Raw genomic sequence first — 18641 nt, 5'->3', positions numbered from 1 at the left:
TAGAATATCTGATTCCCTGAATATTGAGTAACATTAAATTTACAATAACGCCATCTTAAAATAAAGATTAGATAATACTCACTTAACCGGATTAATAATCCCTCTCGCCATATTTGCACTACTAAATATAAACAACATAATTACTTTAGAAAATGAAAAAATTAGTATTTAGCCTAGCTATTTTAGGTACACTTTTTACAAGTTGTTCAAGCGATGACAGCAACGACGGACCAGATGTTCCAGCAACAGGCGTCTTGAGTGGCAACATTACGCAAGACATGACACTTAATGCAGAGACAGTTTATACTCTAAGAGGTTCTACTTATGTTAAGCCAGGTGTTACATTAACAATACCAGCTGGAACAAGAATCGAGGCTGATGCTGCATTCGAAGAAGTTGCTTTCTTAGGAATTGAAAAAGGAGCTAAAATCATTGCTCAAGGAACTGCTGCTAATCCAATCTTATTTACTTCTAACAGTGCAAATCCAGCACCACAAGATTGGGGAGGAATTGTAATTTGTGGTAATGCAATAACAAATTTAGGAACAAACGTAACTGCAGAGGTTACAGGTTTGACTTACGGAGGTTCTAATCCTGCTGATAACTCTGGTATTCTTTCTCACATTATTGTAGAATATTCTGGAAACTTGATCAACGAGGATGCAGAATTCAACGGAGTTACTTTCTATGCTGTTGGTTCAGGAACAACTGTAAACAACATTTTAGTGTACCAAGGTTCTGATGACGGTTTTGAGTGGTTTGGTGGTTCTGTAAACGCTACAAACTTAGCTGCAATCGGATGTCAAGATGATTCTTTTGACTGGACTGAAGGATGGAACGGAACTGTTTCTAACCTATACTCTGACCAATCTTCTGCTACAGGTCTTTCAGCTGACAGCCGTGGTTTAGAAGCTGATAACAACCAAACTAACCCGCTTTTGGCTCCAATCTCTAACCCAACAATCAGCAACATTACGCTTATTGGTAGAGGTACTGCAGATGTTGCTAAAGAAGCAGGAATGTGGTTGAGAAGAGGAACTCACGCTACAATCACTAACGCTTATATTGCTAACTTTAACAGTACTGCTTCAGGATCTGGTTTTGGAATTAACTTTGACGGTACTGACTCTCAAAATTATTTCACAGCACATCCGTTAGCGAACATCACAATCACTGATGTAACTACACCTAGCAACATGGCAGCAGGTTTCAACGCTACTACTACTGCTACAGGAGCTGGAAATGGTGCTACTAAGCCAAGCTGGATGAACTGGATGGGTCTATAATCCAATAAAAAAATATGACAAAAATGCCTTTCTAACGAAAGGCATTTTTTTTGGTATAATAATTGAAATATCTTTTATATATTTACACTACCAAATCTAGGCAATGACAAAAAAATACTTTTATACTATCATTTTCTTCCTGTTCCTTTTCCCTGCAAGCCTTTCAGCTCAGGAAACAAGAACTTCCGCTAACGGGAGAATGCAGGAGACAGCCATTGAAGGTTTGAACTTCTATCCAAACCCGGTGAGCAATGGTAAGATTTATATTACTTCAAAGTCAACCTCAAACAAAGAAATTGCCATTTATGACGTATTAGGCAAGAAAGTTTTGCAGGCTGTCATGACCTCAAAAGAGTTGAATGTTTCTTCTCTTTCTCCAGGAGTTTATATCATAAAAATAAAGGAAGGCGAAGCTACTGCCACTAGAAAACTAATAGTCAAATAGTTGCCTTATTCCTGATTTCTTACATTTAACCATAAATTTACACAGATATTTTTGTCTCTGACAAATAGTTCCTATCTTTGCACTATATTTTTATAACAAAAAAACAAGTTAACATGAAAAAACTTTACATTTTATTATCTGTTGCTTTTGTATCAGTTTCGGCTTCTGCACAAGTAGTTATTAGCCAAGTTTATGGTGGAGGCGGAAATAATGGAGCAACGTACACAAACGATTTTATTGAATTATACAACAGAGGAACAGCTGCTCAAAGTTTAAACGGTTGGTCTGTTCAGTATGCTTCGGCTGCAGGTACATCATGGGCCGTTCAAACTCTTCCAAACGTTACAATACAACCTGGAAAATATTATTTAATTCAGCAAGCTGCTGGAACAACTCCGGTTTTAGCTTTGCCAACGCCAGATTTAGATGGTGTTACATGTGGCTGTACTGTTTCTGGTGGGGCAAGCCCGACTCCACAGGCTGGCTTTGCAATGTCTGGTACTAACGGTAAAGTTATCTTAGTAAACACAACAGTTGCTGAAACTACTGCTAATCCAACTGGTGCTCAAATAATTGACAAAGTAGGATATGGTAGTGCAACTGGTTTTGAAGGATCTGCTGCGACTGCTGCATTAACAAATTCTACAGCTGCAATCAGAAACAACAATGGTTGTACAGACACAAATGATAATGCTGCTGATTTCACAGTTGCTGCACCAACTCCTAGAAACTCTGCATCTGCAACTAACACATGTTCATTAGGTGTTAACGAAAATACTATCGCTGGCCTAAAAGTATATCCAAACCCAGTAACTAACGGAAAATTATTCATCACTACAGATTCAAATATTGAAAAAACAGTTGCTATCTACGATGTTTTAGGAAAACAAGTAGTAAACACTACAGCTACAGAATCAGTAAATGTTTCTAACCTAAAAGGTGGTGTTTATATCGTTAAGATTACAGAAGAAGGAAAAACTGCTACTAGAAAATTAGTTATCAAGTAATTAGTTCTTTCAAAATATTTAAGAGCATCCCAATTGGGATGCTTTTTTATTTTCAGCTTTTTGGCAAGTTCAATCAGCAATAAAACGTATCGGATTATTTTTTAAAAATGAATTACCTTTGCTAAAAATAATTTCCTTTTGATTCCAGCATTCGACATATTCAGCATTTCCAACAACAAGCAGTTTGAAAAAATAGCCTTAAAAGTATTCCGATTCCAATATGAAAATAACAGCGTCTATCGCGAATTCTGCCAGTTTCTGAATGTAGAAAAACAGCAGGTAAAATCAATCGAGCAGATTCCTTTTTTACCGATACAGTTTTTCAAAAGCCATGAGGTTCTTTCTTCCCAAGAGAAAATCCAGGAAACCTTCACCAGCTCTGGCACGACCGGAATGACAACCAGCAGACATTTGGTTACGGATATCTCATTATACGAAGAAAGCTACAGAAAAGGCTTTTCGCAATTCTACGGAAATATTGAAAATTATGCTGTACTGGCTCTGCTTCCTTCCTATTTGGACCGAGAAGGTTCTTCTTTGATTTACATGGTCGACGACCTCATCAAATTATCCAATCATCCGGAAAGCGGTTTTTACCTCAACAACTATGACGAATTGATTCAAAAGCTACTCGAATTAGATGCTGCCGGAGAAAATATTATTTTGATCGGAGTGACCTATGCCTTATTAGATTTAATTGAAAAGCAGAATTTCCAGTTAAAAAATACGATTATCATGGAAACTGGAGGCATGAAAGGAAAACGCAAGGAAATGATCCGTGAAGAACTCCACGAGCTGCTCTGCAAAGGTTTTGGAGTAGAAGCCATCCATTCAGAATACGGAATGACAGAACTTCTTTCGCAAGCTTATTCGCTCGGAAACGGAGTTTTTGAATGCCCGAACTGGATGCAGATACTCATTCGCGATACCGAAGATGCCTTATCGTATGTTGGAAATGGAAAAACAGGAGGAATCAACGTAATTGATCTGGCCAATATCAATTCTTGCTCTTTTATCGCCACGCAAGATTTGGGCAAAAAACAGCCCAACAATTCGTTCGAAGTATTGGGCCGTTTTGATAATTCTGATATTCGAGGTTGCAACCTGATGGTGCTGTAAAAACTTACTTAAACCGCTCTTACGATAAAATAATTTTTCTTTCCGCGTTGTAATAACACAAATTGATCATTAATCAAATCTTTTGTCGAAAGGCTGAATTCTTCCGTCACTTTTTCTCTATTTACAGAAATTGAATTCTCTGACAAAGCTCTTCTTGCTTCACCATTTGACTTCAAAAAGCCTGTTTTCTCATTCAATACGGAAACGATATCAATTCCTTTTTCGATGTCTTCTTTGGCTACTTCAGCTTGAGGAACGCCATCAAAAACTTCTAAGAAAGTAGCCCCGTCCAATTGCTTTAAGTCTTCAGAAGTAGCATTTCCAAACAAAATATTTGAGGCTTGGATTGCTTTTTCTAATTCATCTTTGCTGTGTACAAAAATTGTGATTTCTTCTGCTAGTTTTTTCTGAAGGACTCTCAAATGCGGCGCTTGTCTGTGTTCTTCGATTAACGCTTCAATCGTATCTTTATCTAAAAACGTAAAAATCTTGATGTATTTTTCCGCATCAACATCAGTCGTATTGACCCAGAATTGGTAGAATTTATATACCGAAGTCTTATCGGCATCCAGCCAGATATTGCCTCCTTCTGATTTTCCGAATTTAGAACCATCTGTTTTGGTAATCAACGGAGTCGTCAAAGCATAAGCTTTAGCATTTTCGCCACCCATTCTTCGAACGAGTTCTGTTCCAGTGGTGATATTTCCCCATTGGTCAGAGCCTCCCATCTGCAAAAGGCAATTGTAATTTTTATATAAGTGATAGAAATCATACCCTTGGATTAGCTGGTAGGTAAACTCTGTAAATGACATTCCCTCGCCTTCACCGCTGAATCTTTTTTTCACGGAATCCTTTGCCATCATATAATTGACTGTGATACGCTTTCCAACTTCACGAGCAAAATCGATAAATGAAAAGTCTTTCATCCAGTCATAGTTATTCACCATTACCGGAGCGTTTTTATCCGTAGCATTAAAGTCTAGAAAACGAGACAAGACACTTTTGATTCCCGCTACATTCTTAGCCAGCGTTTCTTCATTCAGCAAATTCCTTTCGTCTGATTTCCCTGAAGGATCTCCAATCATTCCCGTAGCACCTCCTACCAATGCGATAGGCTGATGTCCAAAATTCTTTAGATGAACTAAAAGGATAATCTGAACCATGCTGCCGATATGCAGTGAGTCAGCGGTCGGGTCAAATCCAATATAAGCCGTCGTAACTTCTTTAAGCAATTGTTCTTCGGTTCCCGGCATGCTGTCATGGTACAACCCTCTCCACTTTAATTCTTCAACTAAATTTTTCATTTTTTTCTACTAATTTGCGCAAAGATAAGGGTATTGAGATAATTAGAAAATTAGAAAGGGCTTCAATTCTAATTTAGCTGCAAAAATTTATTCTGACTTAAAATCGGACAATCTCCTTATATTTGCATTTATGGTTTTAGTAACAGGCGCTACCGGATTAGTAGGTTCACACCTAGTGCTTCATCTCCTTGAAAATGGAGAAGAAGTTCGCGCCTTATATCGGAATAAAGAAAACATCCAAAATACGAAGTCTTTTTTTGAATGGAAAAAGCAGTCTTCTCTTTTCGAGAAAATAAATTGGGCAAAAGGCGACATAACCGATATTCCTTCTCTAGAAAGGGCATTTGAAACTATAGACTATGTTTATCATTGTGCCGCATTTATTTCTTTCGCCCCTGATGATGAGGAACAGATGCGAAAGACAAACATTGAAGGCACAGCGAACATCGTCAACTTTTGCTTGGCAAAACAAGTAAAAAAACTCTGCCATGTCAGCTCTATTGCTGCGCTCGGAGATCTGCAGGAGCATGAAACCATTATCACGGAAGAAACCGAATGGAATCCGGAAATATCACGCAGCGATTATGCAATCTCAAAATTCGGAGCCGAAATGGAAGTCTGGAGAGGTCAGCAAGAAGGCCTGAGCGTAGTTATCGTAAATCCGGGAGTCATTCTTGGCCCAGGATTTTGGAATAGCGGCAGCAGTGAAATTTTCCATAGAATAAAAAAGGGACTTAACTATTATACAGAAGGCGCTACTGGATTTGTAACAGCTGAAGACGTGGCTAGGTCGATGTACGGCTTGATGAAAAGCCCTATTCAAAAAGAACGCTTCGTTTTAGTCACGAAAAGCATTACCTATCACGATTTATCAGATCTTATTGCCACATCATTGGGCAAGAAAAAGCCATCGGTCTATTTAAAACCATGGGTTACTGGACTAGCATGGCGTGTAGACTGGCTGATTGCTACGCTTTTTTTTAGGAAAAGACAATTATCTAAGGCTACTGCCATTGCATTGCATACGCAATCTCAATTTGATAATTCTAAAATAAAAAATGCCCTCAATTTTGAATTTGAGGACATTGGTAAGTATATCTTGAAGATTTCCGATACTATTTAGGAAGCTCTTTAGTTACATTTTCTTTGGCAAGCAAACTATCGGCATGAGTCTTTTCTTTTCTGACCCTATCATTGATCTCTTCATACATTTTCTTGTAATTCTTTACATTTTCAATGGCATAGTACTGATCGCTTTTGGCAAACTGAAGGCTATCGACTTTATATTTTTTGTAGACATAGGTAGTCGCATCAATCTGGTTTGAATCTAAAACAGCTTGATTGACGCCTTTTATAGCTTGAAGCAAGGAAAGATCATAGATAATATCTTTCATCTTATCTCTAGGGATAAGATTTTCTGGTTTTTCAACAGCTTCTTTTTTACATGCCGCGAGGAACACCAAAGTCAGTACTAAAAAATATTTTTTCATAATCTTCTTTTAACGATCAAATTCCAAACGCATTCCAGCACGAACATCTTTTACCTTGAAATTATTATAAACCAATTCGCCGTTCACAAAGGTATGCGTTATCCTTGATTTAAAGGTAAATCCTTCGAAAGGCGACCAACCGCATTTGTAAAGAATATTTTCTTTTTTCACGCTCCAAGGCAATCCAGCATTGACAATAGCCAAATCGGCATAATACCCTTCTTTGATAAAGCCTCGCTTTTCAATCTTGAAAATCTTGGCTGGATTATGGGCCATTTTTTCAACGATTTTCTCAACAGAAATCTTTCCTTGATGGAAGGCCTCGAACATAGCCACAACAGCATGCTGTACTAGCGGTCCTCCTGATGGCGCAGAAGTATATGGATTTTTCTTTTCTTCTAACGTATGTGGCGCATGGTCAGTAGCAATCACATCAATCCTGTCATCGAGCAAAGCTTCCCAAAGCGCATCTTTATCTGCTTGGGTTTTGACAGCGGGATTCCATTTGATCAATGTACCTTTTTTATCATAATCTTCATTAGTAAACCACAAATGATGGATACAAGCTTCGGCAGTAATTTTCTTTTCTTCTAAAGGAATCTTATTCGTAAACAGCTTCATTTCTTTTGCTGTCGAAAGATGGAAAACGTGCAGGCGTGCACCAGTCTTCTTCGCCAATTCGATTGCTTTTGACGAGGAAATATAACACGCTTCTTCGCTTCGGATCAGATGATGGAATTTCATCGGAATATCGTCTCCATATTCTTCCTTATATTTAGCCAGATTGTTTTTGATGGTTTCCTCATCTTCGCAATGCACTGCAATCAGCAATGGCGTACTCGCGAATATTTTTTCTAAAACTTCTTCATTGTCAACCAGCATGTTTCCAGTTGAAGAACCTAAAAACAATTTCAGTCCAGCAACAGTTTTTGGGTTTACTTTCAGAATTTCTTCCAGATTGTCGTTAGTGCCACCAAACATAAAAGAATAATTTGCCACCGATTTTTCAGAAGCGATCTTAAATTTTTCCTCCAGCAATTCAATCGTAGTGGATTGAGGATTGGTATTCGGCATCTCTATAAAAGACGTAATTCCTCCAGCAACAGCCGCACGTGATTCTGAAGCGATATCTCCTTTATGCGTCAAGCCTGGTTCGCGAAAATGCACTTGATCGTCAATAGCACCTGGAATCAAGTAGCTCCCTTCGGCATTGATGATTTTTGTTGACGATGATTTTGCGCTAATCGTTTCTGCAATTTCAACAATAAATTCGTTTTCAATTAAAACGTCTCCTTCAAAAATAGTTCCTTCGTTTACTATTTTGGCATTCTTAATCAAAACACTTTTCATCTCTTCTTTTCTTTGTTATTTTCGCATTGCTAGAACAGCAAGCAAAGTTACCTACAAACTGTTGAATATTTTCTTTATCCTTAAGACAATTACACCGAAAATGGCTTCTTTGATAATAGAGTTGCTCATTTTTGACTGTCCTTTCGTCCGGTCGGTGAAAATAATTGGCACTTCAACAATTTTAAATTTTTTGGCGTAAGCCCTGTATTTCATTTCTATCTGGAAAGCATATCCGATAAATTTAATCTTATCAAGATTGATACTTTTCAAGACATTTTTTTTATAGCATACAAATCCAGCAGTGGTATCTTGGATTTCCATTCCTGTAATCATCCGAACATAGACCGAGGCAAAATAAGAAAGCAATACGCGACTCAAAGGCCAGTTGACTACATTTACGCCTGTGACATATCGGGAACCGATTGCGACATCATAGATTCCAAAACGGCAGGAATCATAAAGCCTCTCTAAATCATGCGGATTATGCGAAAAATCGGCATCCATTTCAAAAATGTATTCGTATTCACGCTCCAAAGCCCATTTGAATCCATGAACATAGGCTGTACCTAAGCCTGATTTTTTACTGCGTTGTTCCAAAAATAGCCTATCAGGATATTCTTCCTGAAGCGCTATTACTTTTTTTGCGGTATGATCTGGGGAATTGTCATCAATTATCAAAACGTGAAACGGCTTCTGCAGAGAAAACACAGTCCTGATGATGCTCTCGATATTTTCAATTTCGTTATAAGTGGGAATTATAACAATGCCGTCGTTCATATTTGCATAATTTCATGACAAAAGTAAACTTTTTATGGTTGCTGATTCATAATAAAATTATAATAATCGAATCCTTTTTGAATTTTTATTACCTACAAGCTGCTTAAAAAATAAAAATGAAAGCAATAAAAAATCACTAATTTTGCCTCATGTTAGAAATCGTTTTACAGCCGAGAATTTTGGAAAGCAAGGATTGGGCAACCGTTCTTTTTGTGCTTTGCTTTGTACTTATTGCTGCAACGAAAGGTGTTTTTGAAAGCCGTTTTTCTGATTTTTCCAGATTGGCCTATAGCGATAAATATATCAAGATTTATAGAGACAGCGGCAACTTAATGAACTGGTTTACGATTTCATTGTTTGTAGTCCAAGTGATTTCTTTTGCATTTTTTATTCAGATAATGCTTAGTTATTTTGGATATGCTTCAAAAACCGACTGGATTACCTACATACAAATCGTTACGCTTTTGAGCGTTTTTATACTTTCTAAATATCTGATAGAGAAGATAATAGCCACTTCTTTTAATGTCGAAGAATTTAACGAGCAGTTTAATTTACAAAAAGTGAGCTACAGAACCTATATAGGACTTTGCATTCTTCCTATTAATGTCATTTTATTTTATAACGATACGCCAATAGATTTATTAATATATTTTCTTATTGCTATCATTTTGTTAATAAATATCCTTACTTATCTTCTTTCTTTAAAAATTTATCAAAATTTGATTATTGGCAAGTTGTTTTATTTTATTTTGTATCTTTGCGCACTTGAAATAGCACCTTATTATTTCATGTATTATTGGTTTACAAAAAGGTAGCACACAAGAAAATGTCAACTATGAAAGTGAAAACAATTTTGGTTTCGCAACCAGAGCCTAAAGTAGAAAATTCTCCATATTTTGAGTTGCAGCAAAAGCACAAAGTCAAAATTGATTTCAGGCCTTTTATCCACGTTGAAGGCGTTAGTGCAAAAGACGTGAGACAGCAAAAAATTGACTTGAACAATTTTACAGCCATCATCTTAACTAGCAAAAATTCTATCGATCACTTTTTCAGAGTAGCTGAGGAAATGAGATATAAGATTCCAGAAGATTTAAAATATTTCTGCCAGTCTGAAGCTATTGCTTTTTATCTTCAAAAATATGTAGTTTACAGAAAACGTAAGATTTATGTGGGCCAGAAAGACTTTGCTGATCTATCGCCACTGATCAAAAAGTACAAAGACGAGAAATTCCTTTTGCCGGCTTCAGACCAATTGAATGCTGATGCGCCGCAGACTTTGAATAATTTGAAAGTTAATTGGACACAGGCTACTTTTTACAAAACTGTAATGAGCGATTTGTCTGATTTAGCAGATGTGTATTATGATGTATTGGCTTTTTTCAGCCCGACAGGAATCAAATCATTATTCATGAACTTCCCTGACTTCGAGCAAAACAATACTAGAATTGCTGTTTTCGGGAGCACTACACAAAAAGAAGCTTTAGATCACGGATTAAGAGTCGATATCATGGCTCCGTCTCCTGAAGCACCATCCATGACAATGGCTTTGGAAAAATATATTGCAAAAGCAAACAAAGAAGACAAAGGAAAATAATTCTTTTGTTTCTTTTTAAACATAAAAAAACCCTGCAATTGCAGGGTTTTTTATTTATAGCATCATAATTAGTCAACTTGCGGCCCTGCTTTCACAAGGTTTTTGCCTTCTTCATTAGTTGCATATTGTACAAAGTTCTTTACGAAAAGCCTTCCTAAATCTTTGGCCTTAGTTTCCCATTCTGATTCGTTTGAATAGGTTTTTCTTGGATCAAGAATATCAGAGTCTACTCCTTCTAAAGCTGTCGGGATTTCAAAATTGAAAATCGGCAAAGTCGTAGTTGCTGCGTTTTCCAAAGAACCATCTAAGATTCTGTCGATAATCGCTCTTGTATTTTTAATCGAAATTCTTTTTCCAGTACCGTTCCAACCTGTATTTACGATATAAGCGGTTGCGTTGTGCTCTTCCATCTTTTTAACCAATTCTTCACCATATTGTGTAGGATGAAGCGAAAGGAAAGCTTTACCGAAGCAAGCTGAGAAAGTAGGCTGTGGTTCTGTTACTCCTCTTTCAGTTCCTGCTAATTTTGCAGTAAATCCTGAAAGGAAATGGTATTTAGTTTGCTCTGGCGAAAGTTTTGCAACTGGAGGCATAACTCCGAACGCATCAGCAGTCAAGAAAATTACTTTTGAAGCATGGCCAGCCTTAGAAACCGGTTTTACGATATTATCGATATGGTAAATAGGATAAGAAACTCTTGTATTTTGAGTCACTGAACCGTCTTTGAAATCAATCTTGCCGTCTGCATCAACAGTTACGTTTTCTAGCAAAGCATCTTTTCGGATTGCATTATAGATATCCGGCTCGTTTTCTTTGCTTAAGTCGATTGTTTTTGCATAACAGCCGCCTTCGAAATTGAAAACACCGTCATTGTCCCAACCGTGCTCATCATCGCCAATCAATTCGCGTTTAGGATCTGTAGAAAGCGTCGTTTTTCCTGTTCCAGACAATCCGAAGAAAACAGCAACATCGCCATCTTTTCCTTTATTGGCAGAACAGTGCATTGAAGCTATTCCTTGCAACGGAAGGTAATAGTTCATCATCGCGAAAAGTCCTTTTTTCATTTCACCTCCATACCAAGTTCCTCCAATAATTTGGACTTTTTCAGTAAGGTTGAAAGCGATATACACTTCAGAATTCAATCCATGATTTTTATAATCGGCAAATTCTGTTTTTGATGCGTTCATTACCACAAAATCAGGCTCTCCATAGTTTTCAAGCTCTTCTTCTGTCGGACGGATGAACATATTTTTTACGAAATGTGCCTGCCAAGCTACCTCAACGATAAAACGTACTTTCAGCCTGGTGTTCTCGTTGGCGCCGCAAAAAGCATCCACAACATATAATTTTTTATTTGAAAGCTGCTCGACTGTAGTTTTCTTTAAAGCTTCCCAAGTATTTTGGCTGATCGGCTTATTATCGTTAACCGCTTTGTCTGATGTCCACCAGATCGTATCTTTAGTAACATCATCTTGAACAATATATTTATCTTTTGGAGAACGACCTGTAAAATCACCCGTCATTACATTCACTGCTCCAAGCTCTGTCAATTGTCCTTTTTCAAATCCTATAAGACTAGGATTTAACTCTTCGGCATAAAGCAATTCATAAGAAGGATTATAGATCACTTCTTCGACATTCTTGATTCCATATTTTTCTAACGAAATCGATTTCGTAAATTGGGTGTAATTATCCATAGAATTCTAATTGAGTTGTGTTTAATTATTTCGCAAAAGTAAAAATTAAATTTCAGATTGGATATATTTGGTAAAACTTTATGCTTTTCTCTTAAGAATATTCAAAAAAAGAAGCCCCCAAGCCATAATCATTAGCAATCCTCCAATCGGCGTTATAAATCCTATAACGCTGAAATCCACGTTTGTTACGTTTTTTGTCGCTAAAAGATAAATAGAACCCGAAAAAAGTATAACGCCAAATACGACTAAATAATATAGGGTCTTTTTTGCTTTTTCTGAGATCAGATTTGTGCTCCCGGCAAACAAGAGAAACAGCGCATGATATATCTGATATTTTACACCTGTTTCAAAAGAAGTAAGCTGTTCAATGGTTAAGACTTTTTTCAAGGCATGGGCGCCAAAAGCACCTAAGATAATTGCAATAAAGCCTAAAATTGCTGCAGTAGAAATTATTTTTCTGTCCATTGTTGTTTAATTTGAAGCACAAAGTTAAGCATCTTGAAAACTTTATGATAATCAAACGCCTTTAAGTTTTTTTAAATATAACAAATAATTACTTTTGTGTTATTATTAAAAATTACGGTTTTCATGAGACATATTCTAATAATCGGGGCCGGAAGGTCTGCTTCTTCACTAATTCAATACCTTCTAAACAAATCAGAAGAAGAAAAGCTGCATCTTACTATCGGAGACCTTTCTTTAGAATTGGCACAAAGAAAAACCAAGAATCATAAAAATGCGACGGCAATTGCTTTTGATATCTTCAACGAAACTCAAAGAAAGGAAGAAATTCAAAAAGCAGACATTGTGATTTCGATGCTTCCTGCTTACATGCACATTGAAGTGGCAAAAGATTGCATTACTTATAAAAAACATATGGTCACCGCCTCTTATGTCAGCGAAGCGATGCAGAATCTCGATGCTCAAGCGAAAGAAAACAACTTGGTGTTCATGAACGAAATAGGACTTGATCCTGGAATCGACCACATGAGCGCCATGAAAGTAATTGATGAAATTCGCGAACAAGGTGGCAAAATAATTCTCTTTGAATCGTTTTGCGGCGGCTTGGTAGCACCAGAATCGGATACCAATCTTTGGAACTATAAATTTACTTGGAATCCAAGGAATGTAGTCTTGGCCGGACAAGGTGGTGCTGCGAAATTTATCCAAGAAGGAACATACAAATACATTCCGTATCACAAGTTATTCAGAAGGACAGAATTTATGGAGGTCGAAGGCTATGGCCGATTTGAAGGCTATGCCAACCGAGATTCTTTAAAATACAAAAGTGTTTATGGACTGGATGATGCCTTGACCTTATATAGAGGAACCATCCGTCGTGTTGGTTTTTCGAAAGCATGGAATATGTTCGTGCAGTTGGGGATGACGGATGATAGTTATACGATGGAAGATTCTGAAACGATGACCTATCGTGAATTCACGAATTCTTTCTTGCCGTATCACCCGACAGATTCTGTAGAAATCAAATTGCGCTTGAGTCTAAAAATGGATCAAGACGATATCAAATGGGACAAGCTATTGGAATTGGATTTATTCAATAACAACAAAATCGTAGGGCTAAAAAATGCAACGCCTGCTCAAATCCTTGAAAAGATATTGACAGAAAGCTGGACGCTTGAGGAGCATGACAAAGATATGATCGTAATGTATCATAAATTTGGCTACCAGCTAGACGGCCAAGAAAAACAGATTGACTCGACAATGGTTTGTTTGGGCGATGACCAAACGTATACTGCTATGGCCAAAACTGTCGGCCTTCCTGTTGCTATGGCGACCTTGCAGATTTTAAATGGAAATATCAAGACGCCAGGCGTGCAATTGCCGATAAACAAAGAAGTATACCTGCCGATTTTAAAAGAATTGGAAAGCTACGGAGTCGTCTTTAATGAAAAGCAGGTTCCTTATATGGGTTACAATCCAAAGAACGTTGCAGGATAATATTAGAAACCTATATCGAAAGATGTAGGTTTTTTTTCAGCTTAACTGAAAAGCAAAATTCAGTATATTTGTTTGTAAATAAAACTGAAAGTTTAAATTCAGTTATAAATTGCAACCAATGAAAATAAATTCCCTACAAATAGAAATTGACGGTATCGACAAAGAAATTCTTCGGGATTTAATGGAAGATGCCCGAAAGCCAATTCTTCAGATTGCTAATAAGATTGGTATTTCTGGTGCAGCGATTCATCAGCGTCTTAGAAAGCTGGAACAGTCGGGCGTAATTTCAGGTTCAAAGTTTGTAGTAAACGTAAAAGTCTTAGGCTACAGCACGATGGCTTTTGTAGGCGTGTATTTGGACAAGGCCGCACGAAATCCTGAAGCGGTTCGTGAACTAAGAAAAATTCCCGAAGTTTTAGAATGTCATTATACCACAGGAAACTGGTCGATTCTCATCAAGATTATCTGCCGCGATAACGAACACTTGATGCAATTGCTGAATACTAAAATCCAAGCTATTGAAGGTGTTTCGAGAACCGAAACTTTTATTTCTCTGGATCAGCAGATTGAGAGACAGATTCAGCTGTAGATTTCTGATTTTGGATTTTTGAGGGTAGGATAAAATGCTTCGGATAGAAATAGTTGTACTATACAGAACTTGACAAAAATGCAAACAAAAAATCCGTGCTTTTTAAACACGGATTTTTAACTATTATATTTTTTTCCAAATCTTAAGTCTAAAATCAGAAATCTAAAATCCCCCTTAGTTTCTTCTTCCTCCAAAAACCTGCAATGCCCAATATAGCAAAGACGCAATAGCACCCAACGCTGCTACTAGATACGTTCTTGCAGCCCATTTTAGGGAATCTTCGGCTCCGGCATATTCTTGCTGGCTTAGCATATTTTTATTTTTCAGCCAAGCCAAAGCACGGTGGCTAGCATCATATTCTACAGGAAGCGTAATGACGCTGAATAACGTTGCAATTGACATCAAAACTAAACCGGCAACGGCAATATAAAATCCGGCTCCTACTCCTGCGGCGGCTCCTAAAACAAGACCGATTATAATCACCCATTGCGAAATTGGCGCAGCGACATTCACCATCGGAACTAATTTAGAACGCATTGTCAGCCATTGATACGCTTGAGCATGTTGCACCGCATGGCCTACTTCGTGAGCAGCAACTGCGGCAGATGCAGCGTTTCTTTGGTTGTATACTGCTTCGCTCAAGTTGACCGTCTTATCGGACGGATTATAGTGGTCGGTCAAACGACCTGGAGTGGAAATTACTCTGACTCCCGAAATACCATGATCTTGAAGCATTTTTTCTGCAATCTCAGCGCCGCTCATTCCGTTGCGCAAATGTACTTTTGAATAAAATTCGAACTTGCTTTGGAGCTTGGCACTTACAGCCCAGCTAACCAAAGCGATAACACCTAGTAAGATATAATACCCTATCATTTTTTTGTTTTTTGATTTAGTAATGAAATGCAAAAACCTCGCCAATTTGACGAGGTTTTAAAGATACTGAAAGTTTGTCAGTAATAAAAATTTCTTAAAATTATCCTACCAAATTGATGATCTTTCCTGGAACAATAATGACTTTGTTCGGAGTTTTGCCATCTAATTGTTTGATCGTTCTTTCGTCGGCCATAACAATCTTTTCAATTTCTTGGACTGTCAGATTAAGCGGAAGATTTATCGTAAAACGCATTTTTCCGTTGAAAGAAACCGGATATTCTTTATTGCTTTCTACCAAATATTCTGGGTTGAATCTTGGAAAAGGAACTTCTGAAATACTTTCCTTATGGCCCAGTCTTTCCCATAGTTCTTCAGCAATATGCGGTGCATAAGGCGAAATCAGTACAACTAATGGTTCTAAAACAGAACGTTCGTGACAGTTCATTGCAGTCAATTCGTTTACGGCAATCATAAAAGAACTCACGGAAGTATTGAAAGAGAAATTCTCGATATCTTCCTGAACTTTTTTGATGGTCTTGTGCAACGTCTTCAAGGCTTCTGGCGATGCAGGGCTTGAAGTTACGATGAGTCCGTTTTCATCAAAATACAATTTCCAAAGTTTTTTTAAGAATCCGAATACACCCGTGATTCCAGCTGTATTCCATGGCTTGGCTTGTTCTAAAGGACCGAGAAACATTTCGTACAGACGTAACGTATCGGCTCCGTATTCTTCGCAAATATTGTCTGGATTTACAACATTGTATTTCGATTTCGACATTTTTTCAACCTCGCGGCCAACAAAAAATCTTCCATTTTCAGTTATAAATTCAGCATCCTGAAACTGCGGCTGCCATCCTTTTAGTTTTTCTGTATTTATCTCATCCGAAGCATTTACAAGACTTATATCGATATGAATCTCCTCTGTTTCGTAATTATTTTTAATGTTTTTAGAAACATACGTGTTTGTTCCAGAAACTCTGTACACCAAAGCACTCATCCCCAAAATCATTCCTTGATTGATCAATTTCTTGAACGGTTCTTCTTGATTGACAAAACCTCTATCTTTCAAAAATTTGTTCCAAAAACGAGAATACAACAAGTGTCCTGTGGCATGTTCGCTTCCTCCAATATACAAATCGACATTCTGCCAATAGTTTTGAGCCTCGTCAGAAACAAATTCATCTTCGTTATGCGCATCCATATAACGCAACCAATACCAAGAACTTCCTGCCCAGCCTGGCATCGTATTCAATTCCAAAGGAAAAATTGTCACATTATCAATTAATTCACAATTCGTAATTCGCAATTCTTTTGTATCCCAAGCCCATTCTGTTGCATTTCCTAAAGGCGGTTGTCCGTCTTCGGTTGGCAAATATTTTTCTACTTCTGGAAGACGAATCGGCAGATGCTGTGTTTCTATCATCTGTGGCAATCCGTTCACATAATATACCGGGAAAGGTTCTCCCCAATATCTTTGACGGGAGAAAACAGCATCACGCAAACGGTAATTGGTCTTTCCTTTTCCTTGTCCTAATTCTTCTAAAGCTTCGATAGCTTTTTTAGTCGCTTGTTTGTAATCCAATCCATTTAGGAAATCGGAATTATCAATCACGACATTGTCTTTCGAGCCGTACGCTTCTTCTGAAATATCTACGTTCTCAAATATATTTTTAATCGGAATATTGAAATGTTTAGCGAAAGCATAATCGCGTTCGTCACCGCAAGGAACTGCCATGACGGCTCCAGTTCCATAGCCTGCTAAAACGTAATCGCCAATCCAAACCGGAATGGCTTCTTTGGTGAATGGATGCTCTGCATAAGCTCCGGTGAAAACTCCAGAAATGGTTTTTACATCAGCCATTCTTTCACGTTCGCTGCGTTTTGCAGTTGCTTCCACATAAGCGTCCACGGCTTTCTTTTGTTCTGGGGTCGTAATTTTCGCAACCAAATCGTGTTCTGGCGCCAACGTCATAAACGTCACTCCAAAAATTGTATCGGGACGGGTCGTAAAAACCTCAATAACATGGTCATTCGTTTCGTCGCCACTTAAGATATAATCGACAGCATTTCTTTCAAATTCTGAATCTTTTACTTTGAAAGTCACAGAAGCCCCAACCGATTTTCCGATCCAGTTTCTTTGGCTTTCTTTCAAAGATTCTGTCCAATCGATCGTTTCCAATCCTGTCAGCAAGCGTTCAGCATACGCCGAAATTCGCATGCTCCATTGCGTCATTTTTTTACGGATTACCGGATAGCCTCCGCGTTCTGAAACGCCATTTATGATTTCGTCATTTGCCAAAACGGTTCCTAATGCCGGACACCAGTTTACTTCGGTCTCAGCCAAAAACGTCAAGCGGTATTTCAATAAAATTCGTTCTTGCTCTTCTTTTGAATAGGATTTCCAATCGTTAGCAGAAAAAACAGGAATATTGTCATCAGAAACAGCATTTACTTTTGCGTTTCCGTTTTCTTCAAATTCTAAAACAAGCGTTTTGATATCTCGTGCTTGGTCCGCATCTTTATCATACCATGAATTGAACAGCTGGATAAAAATCCACTGGGTCCATTTGTAATAATCAGGACTTGACGTTCTTACTTCGCGACTCCAATCAAACGAAAATCCGATTTTATCCAACTGCTCCCTATAGCGAGCAATATTTTCTTTGGTTGTCTTATCTGGGTGCTGTCCGGTTTGGATAGCATATTGTTCTGCCGGAAGTCCGAAACTGTCATAACCCTGCGGATGCAAAACATTAAATCCTTGGTGCCTTTTAAATCTTGCGTAAATATCTGAAGCGATATAGCCTAGCGGATGCCCAACATGGAGTCCGGCTCCAGAAGGATAAGGAAACATGTCCAAAACATAATATTTTGGTTTATCAGAATTATTTTCTGCATGAAAAGTTCCGTTTTCAGCCCAATACTTTTGCCATCTGGCTTCAATTTCGTTAGGATTGTATTTCATCTTAAGTTGCTAAGGTTCTAAGTTGCAAAGATTCAAAGTTTCTAATAGGAACCTCGTTTTTGCTGTTTATGTTTCTGTTGAAATGTGATTTTGATAATTCCTCGTAATGACAGTTCTATACAAAAAAAATCAATTCGAGGAAGCAAATTTACGTTTATTGTACGAAAGTCAAAACTTTGAGCGTTA

17 protein-coding genes are annotated in these 18641 nt (G+C 37.7%); 9 read left to right on the top strand and 8 right to left on the bottom strand.

What is annotated here, in order from left to right:
* Positions 1-152 precede the first annotated feature (152 nt).
* The 4 genes from CLV94_RS08585 (at position 153) to CLV94_RS08570 (ending at position 3857) form a co-directional block, all read left to right on the top strand.
* The gene (locus CLV94_RS08585) at positions 153-1286 is read left to right on the top strand and encodes a hypothetical protein (RefSeq protein WP_121375986.1); all 1134 of its coding nucleotides are present in this window, start codon (positions 153-155) and stop codon (positions 1284-1286) included.
* Between the two features lie 103 nt (positions 1287-1389).
* Positions 1390-1731 (top strand): T9SS type A sorting domain-containing protein, encoded by a 342-nt coding sequence (locus CLV94_RS08580; protein ID WP_121375985.1) that lies wholly within the window; start codon positions 1390-1392, stop codon positions 1729-1731.
* A gap of 113 nt (positions 1732-1844) precedes the next feature.
* On the top strand, positions 1845-2738 hold the full coding sequence (locus CLV94_RS17170) for a lamin tail domain-containing protein (protein WP_121375984.1): 894 nt from the start codon (positions 1845-1847) through the stop codon (positions 2736-2738).
* 138 nt (positions 2739-2876) lie between these two features.
* Positions 2877-3857 carry a LuxE/PaaK family acyltransferase gene (locus CLV94_RS08570; RefSeq protein ID WP_121375983.1) on the top strand — a complete coding sequence of 327 codons (981 nt, stop codon included), beginning with the start codon at positions 2877-2879 and terminating at the stop codon, positions 3855-3857.
* 8 nt (positions 3858-3865) lie between these two features.
* Here CLV94_RS08570 and tyrS read toward each other — a convergent pair whose 3' ends face one another.
* A complete protein-coding gene (tyrS, locus tag CLV94_RS08565; RefSeq protein ID WP_121375982.1) occupies positions 3866-5161 on the bottom strand; it encodes a tyrosine--tRNA ligase in 1296 nt (431 codons plus the stop codon).
* Between the two features lie 130 nt (positions 5162-5291).
* Between tyrS and CLV94_RS08560 the strand changes: the two genes are divergently transcribed.
* Positions 5292-6284, top strand: a complete 993-nt coding sequence (locus tag CLV94_RS08560; RefSeq protein WP_121375981.1) for an NAD-dependent epimerase/dehydratase family protein — start codon at positions 5292-5294, stop codon at positions 6282-6284.
* Here the strand turns inward: CLV94_RS08560 and CLV94_RS08555 are convergent.
* Genes CLV94_RS08555 through CLV94_RS08545 form a run of 3 tightly spaced genes read right to left on the bottom strand, consistent with a single transcriptional unit; the run spans position 6277 to position 8778 of the window.
* Positions 6277-6651, bottom strand: coding sequence for a DUF4296 domain-containing protein (locus tag CLV94_RS08555; protein ID WP_121375980.1), 375 nt, complete (start codon positions 6649-6651; stop codon positions 6277-6279). The genes CLV94_RS08560 and CLV94_RS08555 overlap by 8 nt on opposite strands.
* Positions 6652-6660: 9 nt before the next feature.
* A complete protein-coding gene (locus tag CLV94_RS08550) occupies positions 6661-8001 on the bottom strand; it encodes a dihydroorotase (RefSeq protein ID WP_121375979.1) in 1341 nt (446 codons plus the stop codon).
* Positions 8002-8052: 51 nt separating this feature from the next.
* Positions 8053-8778 (bottom strand): polyprenol monophosphomannose synthase, encoded by a 726-nt coding sequence (locus CLV94_RS08545; protein ID WP_121375978.1) that lies wholly within the window; start codon positions 8776-8778, stop codon positions 8053-8055.
* 149 nt (positions 8779-8927) lie between these two features.
* Here CLV94_RS08545 and CLV94_RS08540 point away from each other — a divergent pair, with 149 nt between their 5' ends.
* Both CLV94_RS08540 and CLV94_RS08535 read left to right on the top strand, forming a co-directional pair.
* On the top strand, positions 8928-9593 hold the full coding sequence (locus tag CLV94_RS08540; RefSeq protein WP_121375977.1) for a DUF4271 domain-containing protein: 666 nt from the start codon (positions 8928-8930) through the stop codon (positions 9591-9593).
* A gap of 20 nt (positions 9594-9613) precedes the next feature.
* Positions 9614-10372 carry a uroporphyrinogen-III synthase gene (locus CLV94_RS08535; RefSeq protein ID WP_121376268.1) on the top strand — a complete coding sequence of 253 codons (759 nt, stop codon included), beginning with the start codon at positions 9614-9616 and terminating at the stop codon, positions 10370-10372.
* 68 nt (positions 10373-10440) lie between these two features.
* Here CLV94_RS08535 and pckA read toward each other — a convergent pair whose 3' ends face one another.
* Positions 10441-12069: a phosphoenolpyruvate carboxykinase (ATP) gene (pckA, locus tag CLV94_RS08530; RefSeq protein WP_121375976.1), complete on the bottom strand. Its 1629-nt coding sequence runs from the start codon at positions 12067-12069 to the stop codon at positions 10441-10443.
* Between the two features lie 78 nt (positions 12070-12147).
* Complete coding sequence (locus CLV94_RS08525; RefSeq protein WP_121375975.1) at positions 12148-12534, bottom strand: DUF423 domain-containing protein; 387 nt, start codon at positions 12532-12534, stop codon at positions 12148-12150.
* 123 nt (positions 12535-12657) lie between these two features.
* Here CLV94_RS08525 and CLV94_RS08520 point away from each other — a divergent pair, with 123 nt between their 5' ends.
* Both CLV94_RS08520 and CLV94_RS08515 read left to right on the top strand, forming a co-directional pair.
* Positions 12658-14028: a saccharopine dehydrogenase family protein gene (locus tag CLV94_RS08520; RefSeq protein ID WP_121375974.1), complete on the top strand. Its 1371-nt coding sequence runs from the start codon at positions 12658-12660 to the stop codon at positions 14026-14028.
* Positions 14029-14146: 118 nt separating this feature from the next.
* The gene (locus CLV94_RS08515) at positions 14147-14617 is read left to right on the top strand and encodes an Lrp/AsnC family transcriptional regulator (RefSeq protein WP_121375973.1); all 471 of its coding nucleotides are present in this window, start codon (positions 14147-14149) and stop codon (positions 14615-14617) included.
* A gap of 174 nt (positions 14618-14791) precedes the next feature.
* Here the strand turns inward: CLV94_RS08515 and CLV94_RS08510 are convergent, their stop codons facing one another.
* Together CLV94_RS08510 and leuS are read right to left on the bottom strand one after the other, a co-directional pair.
* Positions 14792-15490 carry a zinc metallopeptidase gene (locus CLV94_RS08510; RefSeq protein WP_121375972.1) on the bottom strand — a complete coding sequence of 233 codons (699 nt, stop codon included), beginning with the start codon at positions 15488-15490 and terminating at the stop codon, positions 14792-14794.
* 100 nt (positions 15491-15590) lie between these two features.
* The gene (gene leuS, locus CLV94_RS08505; RefSeq protein ID WP_121375971.1) at positions 15591-18455 is read right to left on the bottom strand and encodes a leucine--tRNA ligase; all 2865 of its coding nucleotides are present in this window, start codon (positions 18453-18455) and stop codon (positions 15591-15593) included.
* Positions 18456-18641: the final 186 nt, after the last annotated feature.

It is taken from the genome of Flavobacterium endophyticum (assembly GCF_003634455.1).
GTDB lineage: Bacteria > Bacteroidota > Bacteroidia > Flavobacteriales > Flavobacteriaceae > Flavobacterium > Flavobacterium endophyticum.
The sequence above is the reverse complement of the archived record's forward strand: the minus strand, read 5'-3'. Positions and strand labels throughout refer to the sequence as shown.

Bases quoted from the DNA above. Each gene is read 5' to 3' on its own strand.
- CLV94_RS08515 (WP_121375973.1), top strand. From the start codon at position 14,147: ATGAAAATAAATTCCCTACAAATAGAAATTGACGGTATCGACAAAGAA.
- CLV94_RS08540 (WP_121375977.1), top strand. From the start codon at position 8,928: ATGTTAGAAATCGTTTTACAGCCGAGAATTTTGGAAAGCAAGGATTGG.
- CLV94_RS08585 (WP_121375986.1), top strand. From the start codon at position 153: ATGAAAAAATTAGTATTTAGCCTAGCTATTTTAGGTACACTTTTTACA.
- CLV94_RS08510 (WP_121375972.1), bottom strand. From the start codon at position 15,490: ATGATAGGGTATTATATCTTACTAGGTGTTATCGCTTTGGTTAGCTGG.
- CLV94_RS08535 (WP_121376268.1), top strand. From the start codon at position 9,614: ATGAAAGTGAAAACAATTTTGGTTTCGCAACCAGAGCCTAAAGTAGAA.
- CLV94_RS08550 (WP_121375979.1), bottom strand. From the start codon at position 8,001: ATGAAAAGTGTTTTGATTAAGAATGCCAAAATAGTAAACGAAGGAACT.
- CLV94_RS08520 (WP_121375974.1), top strand. From the start codon at position 12,658: ATGAGACATATTCTAATAATCGGGGCCGGAAGGTCTGCTTCTTCACTA.
- CLV94_RS08555 (WP_121375980.1), bottom strand. From the start codon at position 6,651: ATGAAAAAATATTTTTTAGTACTGACTTTGGTGTTCCTCGCGGCATGT.
- CLV94_RS17170 (WP_121375984.1), top strand. From the start codon at position 1,845: ATGAAAAAACTTTACATTTTATTATCTGTTGCTTTTGTATCAGTTTCG.
- CLV94_RS08560 (WP_121375981.1), top strand. From the start codon at position 5,292: ATGGTTTTAGTAACAGGCGCTACCGGATTAGTAGGTTCACACCTAGTG.
- CLV94_RS08580 (WP_121375985.1), top strand. From the start codon at position 1,390: ATGACAAAAAAATACTTTTATACTATCATTTTCTTCCTGTTCCTTTTC.
- leuS (WP_121375971.1), bottom strand. From the start codon at position 18,455: ATGAAATACAATCCTAACGAAATTGAAGCCAGATGGCAAAAGTATTGG.
- CLV94_RS08545 (WP_121375978.1), bottom strand. From the start codon at position 8,778: ATGAACGACGGCATTGTTATAATTCCCACTTATAACGAAATTGAAAAT.
- tyrS (WP_121375982.1), bottom strand. From the start codon at position 5,161: ATGAAAAATTTAGTTGAAGAATTAAAGTGGAGAGGGTTGTACCATGAC.
- CLV94_RS08525 (WP_121375975.1), bottom strand. From the start codon at position 12,534: ATGGACAGAAAAATAATTTCTACTGCAGCAATTTTAGGCTTTATTGCA.
- pckA (WP_121375976.1), bottom strand. From the start codon at position 12,069: ATGGATAATTACACCCAATTTACGAAATCGATTTCGTTAGAAAAATAT.